Origin of the sequence: Hymenobacter sp. AT01-02 (assembly GCF_000961955.2) — a bacterium.
Lineage (GTDB): Bacteria > Bacteroidota > Bacteroidia > Cytophagales > Hymenobacteraceae > Hymenobacter > Hymenobacter mucosus.
Genome location: NZ_JZIR02000002.1, coordinates 1 through 12,201, shown reverse-complemented (window position 1 = coordinate 12,201; position 12,201 = coordinate 1). Strand labels below are relative to the sequence as shown.

General features: G+C 56.1%; 11 protein-coding genes and 2 pseudogenes. 7 read left to right on the top strand and 6 right to left on the bottom strand.

What is annotated here, in order from left to right:
• Positions 1 to 10: 10 nt before the first annotated feature.
• A pseudogene (locus VI25_RS00385) lies at positions 11 to 1,071 on the bottom strand (DUF6687 family protein).
• Between the two features lie 650 nt (positions 1,072 to 1,721).
• Between VI25_RS00385 and VI25_RS00380 the strand changes: the two are divergent.
• From VI25_RS00380 to VI25_RS00360, 6 genes are all read left to right on the top strand, one after another.
• Positions 1,722 to 2,159 carry a hypothetical protein gene (locus tag VI25_RS00380; RefSeq protein ID WP_045690200.1) on the top strand — a complete coding sequence of 146 codons (438 nt, stop codon included), beginning with the start codon at positions 1,722 to 1,724 and terminating at the stop codon, positions 2,157 to 2,159.
• 150 nt (positions 2,160 to 2,309) lie between these two features.
• The gene (gene trxA / locus VI25_RS00375; RefSeq protein ID WP_045690199.1) at positions 2,310 to 2,618 is read left to right on the top strand and encodes a thioredoxin; all 309 of its coding nucleotides are present in this window, start codon (positions 2,310 to 2,312) and stop codon (positions 2,616 to 2,618) included.
• A 111-nt stretch (positions 2,619 to 2,729) separates the two neighbouring features.
• Positions 2,730 to 3,422, top strand: coding sequence for a carboxypeptidase-like regulatory domain-containing protein (locus VI25_RS26220; protein WP_236704812.1), 693 nt, complete (start codon positions 2,730 to 2,732; stop codon positions 3,420 to 3,422).
• A 2-nt stretch (positions 3,423 to 3,424) separates the two neighbouring features.
• Positions 3,425 to 5,071 (top strand): TonB-dependent receptor plug domain-containing protein, encoded by a 1,647-nt coding sequence (locus VI25_RS00370; RefSeq protein WP_236704818.1) that lies wholly within the window; start codon positions 3,425 to 3,427, stop codon positions 5,069 to 5,071.
• A 9-nt stretch (positions 5,072 to 5,080) separates the two neighbouring features.
• Complete coding sequence (locus VI25_RS00365) at positions 5,081 to 5,938, top strand: DUF4249 domain-containing protein (RefSeq protein ID WP_082455332.1); 858 nt, start codon at positions 5,081 to 5,083, stop codon at positions 5,936 to 5,938.
• 230 nt (positions 5,939 to 6,168) lie between these two features.
• Positions 6,169 to 6,477 (top strand): hypothetical protein, encoded by a 309-nt coding sequence (locus VI25_RS00360; protein WP_045688752.1) that lies wholly within the window; start codon positions 6,169 to 6,171, stop codon positions 6,475 to 6,477.
• A 71-nt stretch (positions 6,478 to 6,548) separates the two neighbouring features.
• Here the strand turns inward: VI25_RS00360 and VI25_RS00355 are convergent, their stop codons facing one another.
• The 4 genes and pseudogenes from VI25_RS00355 to VI25_RS00345 form a co-directional block, all read right to left on the bottom strand.
• On the bottom strand, positions 6,549 to 7,367 hold the full coding sequence (locus VI25_RS00355) for a purine-nucleoside phosphorylase (RefSeq protein WP_045688751.1): 819 nt from the start codon (positions 7,365 to 7,367) through the stop codon (positions 6,549 to 6,551).
• A 113-nt stretch (positions 7,368 to 7,480) separates the two neighbouring features.
• The gene (gene sppA / locus VI25_RS00350) at positions 7,481 to 8,917 is read right to left on the bottom strand and encodes a signal peptide peptidase SppA (RefSeq protein ID WP_316934207.1); all 1,437 of its coding nucleotides are present in this window, start codon (positions 8,915 to 8,917) and stop codon (positions 7,481 to 7,483) included.
• A 23-nt stretch (positions 8,918 to 8,940) separates the two neighbouring features.
• Positions 8,941 to 9,237, bottom strand: a complete 297-nt coding sequence (locus VI25_RS28120) for a hypothetical protein (protein ID WP_316934206.1) — start codon at positions 9,235 to 9,237, stop codon at positions 8,941 to 8,943.
• 158 nt (positions 9,238 to 9,395) lie between these two features.
• Positions 9,396 to 10,642: pseudogene (locus tag VI25_RS00345) on the bottom strand (replication-associated recombination protein A).
• A gap of 285 nt (positions 10,643 to 10,927) precedes the next feature.
• On the opposite strand from VI25_RS00345, the gene VI25_RS00340 reads away from it, so the two are divergent.
• Positions 10,928 to 11,854, top strand: coding sequence for a DMT family transporter (locus VI25_RS00340; RefSeq protein ID WP_045688754.1), 927 nt, complete (start codon positions 10,928 to 10,930; stop codon positions 11,852 to 11,854).
• A gap of 79 nt (positions 11,855 to 11,933) precedes the next feature.
• Here VI25_RS00340 and VI25_RS24520 read toward each other — a convergent pair whose 3' ends face one another.
• Positions 11,934 to 12,131, bottom strand: coding sequence for a hypothetical protein (locus VI25_RS24520; protein ID WP_143437176.1), 198 nt, complete (start codon positions 12,129 to 12,131; stop codon positions 11,934 to 11,936).
• Between the last annotated feature and the right edge of the window lie 70 nt (positions 12,132 to 12,201).

Below are 12,201 nucleotides of genomic sequence, written 5' to 3'. Positions count from 1 at the left end.
GAGCAATAGCCTATTCCGGGGTGCCCGCAGCTCTAATTTCGGCCCAGCTCCAGTAGCGACGCGGTGTGATGGTGGCGTAGCGGCTCTCGAAAAAGCGGACTACCTCATCCTCCACTTGCTGGGGCAAAATGGAAGACGAATAAATCGGCCGCTGGTCGGGGTCGGCGTAGCGCTGGGCCTTCGTGAGGCCTTTTCCACCCAGGCGTAGTAGTGGCCCCGTGTCGGTAATTCCGTCAAAGGTCCAGCGGCGGCTGCCTTGTTCTAATTCGTTGAGGCAAGCAGCTAAGGTATCCAGCGGGAGTCGGGGTAGTGTGGGTCGGCTTTCCAGGTCAATCCAGGTAGTGTACTTGTACTCAAACTCGTAGCGCTGTCCATCGTAGATGCTCAGGACCATATCAGCACCAGCAGTGGGCCCGAACAACGCGTAATACGGCAAGGGCTCGGGCGTACGCACTACTACCAGACCAATAGCAGGGTAGCTGGTACGGATGGTAGCGGGGCTGTGCACTACCTCTAGTGCTTGGCGCACGCGCAGATATTCCGGCTCCCAGCTCGCTTGGCCCACCTCAGGGTCTTCTAGCACGGCCTGGAAACGGGGCAGAAACCATTCAAACTTCTCGGCCGATGCCTCATCTTCCCGCCGCCGCCGGGCAGGCGCCCCAAAGGGCTCGTAGAAACGGGCTTTTTCCTCAGCATTAAGCCAGCACACTAGCTTTAGCGCCTGGTCGGCGAGCGGGTGCTGCCAATCCAGCTCCCGAAAGTCGCCGAGGGTAGCCACCAAGCGCAGCAACTCTTCGTACTGCACAGCCGCTTGCGGATGTAGCAACGCCCATACGCCCACAAACCCATCCACATCAAAGTGATTGGCCGTAACGGCCCAGGCTTCCAGCCTGGTGTGTGGGGGGCATGCAACGCCCGCAAGGCCGAACCTGCGCTGGTATCGTCGCGGAGTGCCTCGGGTGTAGCGGCGCCGCGCCAATGCGCCAGGGTTAGGGTAGCTCCCAGGCCCGTACTGTCTACTACTATGGTTGGCTGCTGCCGCAGCTGTCGGAAAGGAACAAAAGTTTTCAAAAACGAGATATGAAGTACCCCTACTTTAGGGAGTACGTTGTATACCAGCAAATGTAGTCTGTGCCCTCAACCTCGGAGCTTTTTGCCGCGCCGATTTGAAATATGCTCAACCCGGCTCCTACGAATCCAGTGCAAGTATTTCTGTAGCTCCTCCGCCGACTGTAATGCTTCAATGGTAGCGTAACGCCGGGCAAGCTCTCGGTTGCTCAGCAGCAAATGAACAGTACTATGGCATGGCTGGCACAAATCGACGGTGGGGCCGTGCCGCCCGCCCTCCTCGCGCGGCACCAGGTGGTGACGTGATACGTGCCGAACCTCGCGTTGGCAAAGCTCACAGTGTGTAGGAGTTGACCCCACCAAAGTAGCTATGGGTGGGGCTGCGCGGCGCCTAGTCATCGTAAAGCGAGCTTGATGGCAAAATACTAAAATGTTCTTTTACCAAGAATTAGTATTCTACTATAAAGGTTGAACAAAAAAGAGAACAAAGTTTTGTTAGCACTTCCGATTTACTTCTATATTTGGTTGCAGGCCAGGTATATGGCTACTTGAAGGAGCGGTGAGTATGGTTTGTTCATCTCTTTTTCCGGCTATGTAGACGAAGGGGTTGCACCTTCTATATCTTTTGATTTTTCACTTTCTCCATTTTGCGTATGCCCATTTCTACTTCCTTCTCTTTTTCGCGTGTATTACGGGTAGCGGGTTTGCTGCTAGCCCTGCTTGTGCTGAAGCCGTCGACCTCGCACGCCCAAACTTGGCTGGTGTCAACTGATGCGTATGTTAAGCTAGGAGTGATGGATAAGTTTGGACAGCTCGGCACCTATTCTGCCAAGTTCATCGTCATCGATCAAACTACTGGCAAGGAATACGCGCTGACAAAGCAAATCCCTACCGGCCAGCACGGCATAGACGTAATCTTCCCGTCGGAGCCGGCAGAGGCAGATTATTTCAAAACCGAAACCGGCGAAGCGGCCAAAGCAAAACCCGGCCGCTACACCTGGGAGTGCCACGTAGGCGGAAAAAAAGTAGTTGGCGGCCGTTTTAATTTTTCTGAAGTCGCGAATGATGTTACCTTGGTAGGGAAAAATTAAATTGCTTTCCCTTCACTCACTTCATTACCCAAAGCCCGACGTTGCAGCGTCGGGCTTTTTTGTGCGGTGAAACTACGTGTAGGATGACTCTTTTTGCGGGCAGTTGCGTACAGAAACACTGCGTTGTTTCACTCTTAGCATTCTCGCCTCATGGCTAAAAAGTCGTTTTCTGAGCTGATTAATAGTCCTGGTATGCCCGTGCTAGTTGACTTTTACGCCGACTGGTGTGGCCCTTGCAAGACCATGGCCCCCATCCTGGAGCAGGTTGCCGCTCAGCATCAAGGAAAGCTCAAAGTTGTCAAGGTCGACGTTGACCGTAACCAAGCCGCGGCCCAGCAATTCCGGGTGCAGAGCATTCCTACCCTGATTTTATTTCACAAGGGCCAGCCCGTGTGGCGCCAGGCAGGTGTAGTGCCCGCCGCCCAGCTTAGCCAAGTAGTGCAAGGCGTGCTACAGTAGCCAACCGCTACCAGTACTACTTGCCACATCCCCTGCTGATAAACTAACTGTTCGGCTCCCGCGTTTGGGCTAGGCAGGGCTACCTTTGCCCTGCTACCCTTCCTTTTGCCGATGACTCTACGGTTTATTATCTGTTTATCAGGGCTGTTGTTTATGCTGTTGCCGGCTCCCGTATGGGCGCAGGTGCAATACACGATAAGCGGCTACGTTCGGGCGGCAAACACTGGTGAAGCACTGCCCGGCGCTACCGTGGCGGCTCCTTCCCTGGGCCTAGGCGCTACTACCGACGACAAAGGCTACTATGTGCTCACCCTACCCAGCGGGCCCCAGCAGGTAGTAGCTTCTTTTATTGGTTACCAAAATCAGCCGCAGACTATCACCCTTACCCGCAATCAGCGGACAAACTTCAACTTAGCCGAAGCTACTAATACCTTAGGAGAGGTAGTGGTACAAGGCTCGGGTACGCTAGAGCAGAAGCTACAAACCACGCAGATGAGCTTGGAGCGCCTCACCACCCGGGAAGCCAAGCTGCTACCAGCCCTCTTCGGGGAAGTAGATCTGCTGAAAACGTTGCAGCTGAAGCCGGGCGTGCAAAATGGCGGCGAAGGTACTAGTGGCCTGTTTGTGCGGGGTGGCTCCGCCGATCAGAACTTGTTTCTGGTGGACGATGCCGTGGTATACAATCCAAGCCATTTATTCGGGCTGTTTTCGGTGTTCAACCCCGACGCCGTGCAAAGCGTGGACTTGTACAAGGGAGGATTTCCGGCTCAGTATGGCGGGCGCTATCGTCGGTGGTCGATGTGAAGATGCGGCCGGGGGAGCCGGAGAAGCTGGGAGTCAGCGGCGGCCTGGGTCTGATTTCTTCCCGCCTGACGTTGGAGGGCCCGCTACCCAACAAAAAGGGCTCGTGGCTGCTATCGGGGCGCCGCACTTATTTCGACGTGTTTACGCGCCAGATCAACAAGCTTAATGAGGGGCAGGACGACTACAACCCCATCCCCGATTACTATTTCTATGACCTCAACGCCAAGGTAAACTACCAGTTGGGAGCCAAAGACAACCTATTTATTACGGGCTACTTAGGGCGCGACGTGTTTGGGTTTGGCTCACAAAACGGGTTCGACTTTAATTTCAACTGGGGGAATACCGTTGGCTCAGCGCGGTGGAACCACGTGTTCAACCGGCGCCTGTATGTAAACACGACGGCAGCAATTACGCGCTACGAGTACAACATCAGCAACGCCCTCGATCAGTTTAGCTTCAACCTAGCCTCTGACATCCGGGATTTGAGTTTGCGCACGGATTTCGACTACGCGCTTAACGACCGACACGCGGTAAAATTTGGCGCTACCCTTACTGACCACCGCTTTGGTACGGGCCGCCTGCGGGCAGGTGCCGAGGATGGCTCCCTCAACTTGGGCTCCAACATTAACTACCGCGGGCAGGAAGCAGGCTTGTACGCGTCAGACAACTTTCGCGCTTCCGATAAGCTACAACTGGATTATGGGGTGCGCCTTTCCGGCTTTCAAAGCGGTAGTGACCGGTACGTTGGGGTAGAGCCACGGGCATCGGGCCGTTACTCGCTTACGTCGCGCACTTCCCTCAAAGCCAGCTACGCCCTAATGTACCAGTATGTGCATTTGGTGTCAAACTCCGGGGCTTCGCTGCCAACGGATATTTGGTACCCCTCGCGCGGGTCGGTGAAACCGCAACGCTCCCAGCAGGTAGCTACCGGCGTGAGCTTCTTGCTGGGCAACGGCCGCTACTTGCTCACCAACGAGGTATACTACAAGTGGGCGCAACGGCAAATTGACTTCAAAGACGGCGCACAGCTATTTGTGAACCCCGACCTGGACTCGGAATTTCTATTCGGCAGGGGCTGGGCATACGGCAACGAAATTTACGTGGAGAAGAAAACGGGCCGTACCACCGGTTGGATTGGCTACACCTTGTCGTGGACCAAACGGCAGTTTCCGGCCCAGCGAGGCACGGCGGGCATCAACAACGGCAACCCGTTTTACCCCAACTACGACCGGCGTCACAACCTTACGGTGGTAGGCCTGCACCGGCTCAATCACCGGATTCAGCTCACGGGCTCCCTGGTCTACACTTCTGGGCAAGCTACTACCCTACCCCTGGGCCGGTTCGTCTTGCAAGATGTTTACGGTTCCGATGCCTCAGCAGTGCCCATCTACCCCCAACGCAATACCTACCGCCTGGCTCCCTACCACCGCCTCGACTTAGGCCTGGTATACAAGGTAAAGCCCCTGCGTGAAGGAGGCGAGTCTGACTTCACCTTCAGCGTGTATAATGCCTACAACCGGCGCAATCCGTACTTCGTGTACTTCGACCAAGTGAAGGACAAATCCACTAATACCGTGACGAGCTACCGTGCCCGCCAGGTGTCCCTGTTTCCAGTCATCCCCTCGGTGACGTACAACTTCAAATTTTAAGCACCCCGCATGCTCACTAGGTCGATCTTCCAAACTCTAGCGCCGATGATTACGCGGCGGGGCTTAGGCTACACGCTGGCGGGGGTGTTGCTGGCGAGCTGCGGCTTGCAGAAAGACATTGACGTAGAACTGCCAGCCTACCCCGCCCAGTTGGTGGTAGAGTGCTACCTAGAGCCTAACCGAGTACCGCGCATGTCGGTGACGGAAAGCAGCTCTTACCTCGCTGAACCGACGCCAAAAATCCCCCAGGATGTGAAAGTGGTACTTACCCTGCCCTCGGGCCGCCACGATACCCTGGACTTTAAGCCCGGTATTAACCTAGCTACCGGAAAGGCCTACACGCACATTGGGCGCAGCCGCATTAGTGCCTCACCGGGCCAAACCTTTCAGTTGGAGGCCTATGACACCCAGGGTCGCCGGGTTACGGGCTCGGCCACCATGCCCGCCATTGTGCCCATCGACAAGGTAGAGTGGAAGTTTAATGACCTGAGTGGGGAGCAGCGCAAAGCCTACGTGACCACCCAGTTTCGAGACCCTGGCAATACGGTCGACTTCTACCGCTTCCAGATTCACAAGAGCACTGTGGCTACCGACCCGGAGGTGGAATATACTATTGAGGACCGGCTCAACAATGGCACCAACTATACCCTGGGCACGAGCTACGAGTTCCAAACAAATGACACGCTGTTTGTCACGCTCTACCACCTCAACCAGCCCTATTTTCAGTTTTTGCAATCGGTAGAGGAAGCACGCAATGCCAACGGCAACCCGTTTGCGCAGCCTTCTGCAGTCCGTAGTACGGTAGAGGGTGGCATTGGCGTTTTCACCGTGCTGAGCTACCAGCGGCAGCGCATCATTGTGCGGTAGAAATAAATTTCGAGCGGCAGGCAACTTTCTGATTGCGGCTAGGCTCACCTTATTACCTATCCATCTTTATTCATGTTAGTATGTCTCGTACTATTACTACCCTCCTCCCGGCCCTCCTCCTTGTGGTGGGCAGTCTTTCATTGAGCAGTTGCGAAAAGCAAGAAGACGCTAGACCGTGTGGCTGCACGCCACCACCCCAAGAGCCTTTCATACCTGCTTCCATAAGCCAAGTGAACACGTGGTGGTTGAACTCGGCCACTACCTCGGGCAAAACTGCCATCGGTTCCGATATCAAGGACCGGTACTCCATACGGTTCCAAGCGGATGGTAGCTACGTACAAACCTTGCTACAAGACAGCACGCAGTTCAAGGGCAAATGGATGCTCATGGGCACCGAAAATCGCACCCTGCACCTTACAGACCACAAGGGCACTGAGCAGGAGTACACCATAGCAAGTGCCACTGTTAACTCGCTATTCTTTTGGCGCGCTGGCAAAGATGGAAAAACCGAGATGTATCTGTTCAAGCCTACTCTATAGCTTCCTATACTCTCACAAAAAAGGCTGCTACGCATACGTAGCAGCCTTTTTTGTGCTCACCATCTAGCGTACTACAGGCGCTCCAGCACCCGCCGAAACAGCGCCGTAAGGCGGGGTTCGGCTACGGCCGCCGTGCGCAGAATGTCGGCTATGTCCACTTTCTTGAGCTTGCCGGGCGAGGCTAGGTCGGTGATGACGGATATAGCCAGCACGGGCAAGCTCATTTGCACTGCGGCAATAACTTCTGGGGTGGTGCTCATACCTACCGCATCGGCGCCAATAGTGCGCAGGTAGCGGTACTCGGCAGGAGTTTCCAGCATGGGTCCGGAGAGGCTGGCGTACACCCCGCGGCGCATGTACTGGCTTAGACCTAGCTCTTGGGCAGCCTCCTCAGCTAACCGGAGCAGGCCCAAGTCGTAGGGCTCCATCATGTCGGGGAAGCGAGGACCCAGCTCGTCAAAGTTTTTACCGATCAGGGGGTTAGTGGGCTGTAGGTTGAGGTGGTCCTCAATCAGCATCAGGTCGGAGTAGTCGAAATCGGGATGCAGGCCACCGGCGGCATTGCTCACGAAGAGCTTCTGAATACCTAGCAGCTTCATCACGCGCACCGGAAACACTACCTGCTGCATAGTGTAGCCCTCGTAGTAGTGGAAGCGGCCATGCATCACTAGCACCCGCTTGCCTGCCAGCATACCGGCTAGCAACTTACCCGCGTGGCTTTCTACCGTTGATACCGGGAAATGGGGAATATCGGCGTACGAAAAAGACTGGTGCACCTCCACTTCCTTGGCCAGGGCACCCAAGCCCGTACCCAAAATAATGCCTACTTCGGGCTGGAAGTCTGGTAGGCGTTGGCGGAGGTAAGCGGCGGCTTCGTGAAGTTCGTGCATGGAGAGTAGTTGAGGTTGGGCTTGCAAGGTAGTACTACCCTATGAACTACGAGGTACATAAAAAAGGTGGCTGGTACCGTACCAGCCACCTTTCTAGTTATGCACGAGGCGAGCTACTGCACATTCATCTCAAACGGCATCCGCGCCTGCACGCCGTTCATTTGGCTGAGCGTCTTGTACTGCTTGTACAGTGGGTACATGGGTCCCATTTCCTCCTTCACGAAGTGCAGGCGGGCTTCTTCGCTGAAGGAAGTGAACAGGTTTTCGGCAAAGCTTTTCTGGCGGGGCAGCTTCTGAATGCTGTAGTCACCTTCTTTCAGCTTGGCACGGCGGGCCGCAATGCGCAGCGCATCGTCGAACGAGCCGAGCACATCAACTAGACCCCGAGCCTTGGCTTCGGAACCCGACCATACCCGGCCCGAGGCCAAGCGGCGCAGACGCTCCACGGGCATATGGCGGCCCGCAGCGGCCTTAGTAGTGAAGTCGGCGTAGATGCGGTTGATTTCCGCCTGAAACTGCTGCTGCTCGAAGGGAGTGAGGGCCCGGGTGATGGTAGGAAAGTCGGAGAACTTGCCCGTCGTTACGCGGTCAGTGGTTACGCCAATCTTGTCGCGCAGGAAGGGTTCGATGTTGGGCAGTACTCCAAACACGCCAATGCTACCCGTAATGGTAGTTGGGTGCGCCACAATGGTGTCGCAGCCCATGGCAATGAAGTAGCCCCCAGAAGCCGCCACATCAGACATAGAGCAGATGATGGGCTTCACCTTCTTCGTTAGCATCACCTCGCGGTAAATGATGTCGGAAGCTAGGGAAGACCCTCCGGGCGAGTTTACGCGCAGCACTACTGCTTTCACTTTATCGTCGAGGCGGGCCTTGCGGATAGCCTCGGCAAAGCGGGTGCTACCAATGCTTTCGTTGCCCCCCTTGCCCGTTACAATGTCGCCTTCCGCGTACACCACCGCAATGCGGTTGCTACCCAGCTCGGCATCCGTATCCTCCCCTTTTGAGTAGTCGCTTAAGCTAATCAGGCTTAGCTTTTTGTCTTTCGCTACGCCCAGCTTACCCTTCATGTAGTCGGTAGCTTGGTCGTAATACCCTAGGTCTGTCACGAGGCCCAAGCGCTTGGCATCGTCGGCGTTGTGCACCAGCATGGAGTCGGAAATGACTTTGGCGCGGCCCAGGCTCAGCTTACGAGCTTTGGACACATCAGCCAGCACAGCATCGTTGATGGACGTCAAAAACGACTTGGTTTGCAGGCGCGCCGAGTCCGACATGTTGGTGCGGAAGTACGGCTCCACGGCGCTCTTGAACGAGCCCACCCGGAAGATCTGTGCCTGCACCCCTAGCTTATCGAACAGGTTTTTGTAGTACATGGTCTCGGAGCTGAGGCCATTGAACTCCAGCGTGCCTTGAGGGTTCAGGTACAGCTTATCGGCTACGGAAGCGAGGTAGTAGCTTTTTTCCGACTGCGCATCGGTGTACGAAACAATGAACTTACCCGACTTCTTGAAGTCGACAAGTTCTTGGCGCACTTCCTCCAGGGAAGCCATACCCCCCTGCACCAGCTCTAGGTTCAGGAATATACCTTGATATCCTCGTCTTCTTTGGCGCGGCGAATGGTTGCCTTCAGCTCATCTAGCCCGATGCTGCTAGCTTGCCCGCCCGTGAAGCCCGACAATGGGTTATCAAAGCTCCGCTCACCCAGGGGTTTGTCGAGGGTAAGCTCCAGTACGGAGTTGCTAGCTACGGTTACTTCCTTGTCGGAAGAAGCTAGGCTGACAACTATTCCAACCAGCAGAATAATGCTCAGCAAGCCGAGAATGAATATGCCGGTGATGGTGGCCAGCACATACTTAAAGAATTGTCTCATTGAAAAAGAAATAGCGCGTTTGGTCTCTAAACAAATGTAAAGGCTTTTGGAGTGCCCTGCCGCCTATTCAACCAACAGGCACATTTGGGCGGTGAAAGCAGGATAAAACCGCGCTAGAAAGCCCCGCTCAACTGCGCCACTCCACCGAGACGGGTAGTTTAGTAGCCGTACTTCTGGCCCCACCACTGCTGAAGCCGCTCGCGCATTTTGTGTTCCTGCGCATTGTCGCCGGGGTGGTAGAACACGGTGCCGCTGAGCTGGTCAGGCAGAAACTCCTGGTAAGCAAAGTTGCCGGCATGGTCGTGAGAATACTGGTACTCATTGCCGTAGCCCAGCTCTTTCATCAGCTTGGTGGGCGCGTTGCGCAGGGGGATGGGCACGGGCGCAGGACCGTGCTGCCGCACGTAGCGCGCGCCTCCCGAATGGCTTTGTAACTGGCATTGCTCTTGGGCGAAGTAGCCAAGTACACTACCGTCTGACCGAGAATAATATCCGATTCCGGCATGCCGATAACCGTTACGGCCTGAAAGCAGCTTTGGGCCAGCATCAGCGCGTTGGGGTTGGCGTTGCCCACGTCTTCGGAAGCCAGAATGAGCAGGCGACGAGCAATAAATTTGGGGTCCTCCCCTCCTTCCAGCATCACGGCCAGGTAGTACAGCGCCGCGTTGGGGTCGGAGCCGCGGATGCTTTTGATAAAGGCCGAAATAACATCGTAGTGCATTTCGCCGCCCTTGTCGTAGCGCGCGAGGTGCTGCTGGGCCAGTTGCTGCACGCCCTCATCGGTGATGACGATTTCGCCGGTTTTGGGGTCGGGGCGGCTGGCCTCCACCACAATATCGAGTAGGTTGAGGAGCTTGCGCGCATCGCCGCCGCTGATGGTGAGCAGGGCACCGTAGTCCTGCATGCGCACGTTTTTCTGCTTGAGCACTTCGTCCTCGGCCAGTGCTTTATCCACCAGGCTCATTAGCACCTCCTTGCTCAGGGGCTCTAGCACATATACCTGCGCCCGGCTCAGCACGGCAGGAATAACTTCAAAGGAAGGGTTTTCGGTGGTAGCCCCAATGAGCGTAACAATGCCCTGCTCCACGGCCCCCAGCAGGGCGTCTTGCTGACTTTTGCTGAAGCGGTGAATTTCGTCAATAAACAGCACTGTGCCACGCTGGCGCTTGGCTTTTTCAATGACGTCGCGCACGTCCTTCACGCCGGCATTCACGGCGCTCAGGGAAGCAAAGGGCTGCCCCAGCTCCTGGGCGAGCAGGTTGGCCAGCGTGGTTTTGCCTACGCCGGGCGGGCCCCACAGGATAAGGCTGGGAAGGCGGCCGGCGTTGAGGTAGCGCCGAAGCACGCCGTCGGGCCCAATAAGGTGCTGCTGGCCAGCGTACTCCTCCAAGGACCGGGGGCGCATTCGCTCGGCGAGGGGAGCACCCGGACGAGGACCCGCAGGCTGCGGTGGGGTAGGCGTCGGGTCAGAATCGAAAAGAGAACCAATAGACATGGGAAAGGAAATAGGAAGCCAGCGGCTAGGGAGCCAGCGCCGCAACAAAGCTGCGCAGAATGACAAAGGTCGGAGTACCTTCGCTGTAGTGAAAGCAGACCTGGCAAGCTAGTTCACCGGGTTGGTACTCCTACGAGTTCTACGAACTCTTTGCTGCTTGGTGCAGGCGCGCTGCCCACGCCCTATTTTTTGCTCATGAAGAACGCTCTGCGGGTTCACACTGCCTTGTTTGTGGTGGCCCTTATTTACGCCGCCAACTACAGTATTTCGAAAGACGTGATGCCGCGCTACATGGGTCCTTTCGGGCTGGTGCTGCTGCGCATAGTGGGCGCCACCCTGTTTTTTGGCGTTGTAAGCCGCATTGTAGCGCCCCAAGACCGTATTAGCGGCCGCGCCGATAACCTGCGGGCCATTGCCTGCGGAGTGCTGGGCATCGGGCTCAATCAGCTGCTGTTCTTCTCCGGCCTCAACCTCACTTCGCCCATTAATGCGTCGCTTATTCAAACGGTAGCCCCCATTATCACGGTGCTGGCCTCGGTGGTACTGCTGGGCGAGAAGATGACCTTGCCGCGCGTTTTGGGTCTTGGCGTAGCGGGCCTTGGGGCGGCTCTCATTATTTTGGGCCGCGGGCACGGCCCTGCGGCGGCACCAGGCCAAGACACCATGCTAGGCAACCTATTCATTTTGCTCAATGCTACTGCCTTCGGCATTTACCTGGTGTTGGTAATGCCCCTGATGCGGAAGTACCATCCGTTTACGGTCTTGGCCCGCATCTTTCTGGTAGGCGCGGTGCTGGCCGTACCGGCCGGCTGGCAGCAAGTGCAGCAACCCGACTACGCCAACTTTCCACCTAGCATCTGGGCTGCCATTCTCTATATGGTCATTTGCCTGACCATCTTGGCTTACTTGCTTAACAACTGGGCACTGAAATACGCTTCTCCGGCCCTGCTGGGGGCTTATATCTACTTACAGCCGGCCTTGGCCGTGCTTATTGCGGTAAGCCTGGGCAAAGACACCCTTACCACGGCTAAGGCCGTACAAGCCCTGCTCATTTTCGTCGGTGTATTCCTGGTAAGCCGGAAGCCCAAGCCCCAACCAGTGGTGGCCGTAGCGCAAGAATAACCTAGCGGAAGCAGTGCCACCCAGAGCAGCTAGTATGCACTAGCCGCATGCAGGCGCTACCGGGCGTTACCTCCACTTGTCAGTCCTCCGACTTATCTAAGCGGCTGGCGAATTTCCAGATCATCAGCACGCCAGCCACAAATTGCACCACTAGCCCCATGAGCACCACTATACCAGCGGCAGCTATCTGCTGGGTTTTGAGGTAGCTAGCCAGTAACATTAGCCCCAAGCCAACAAGTAAGACGATAAACAGCGTGCGGTAAGAAACAGAGGTCATGAGAAGTGCTATACAGAGTACAAACTAAGCTTACTAACGAGAAAAAGCCCCGGTCAGCTAGCTGACCGGG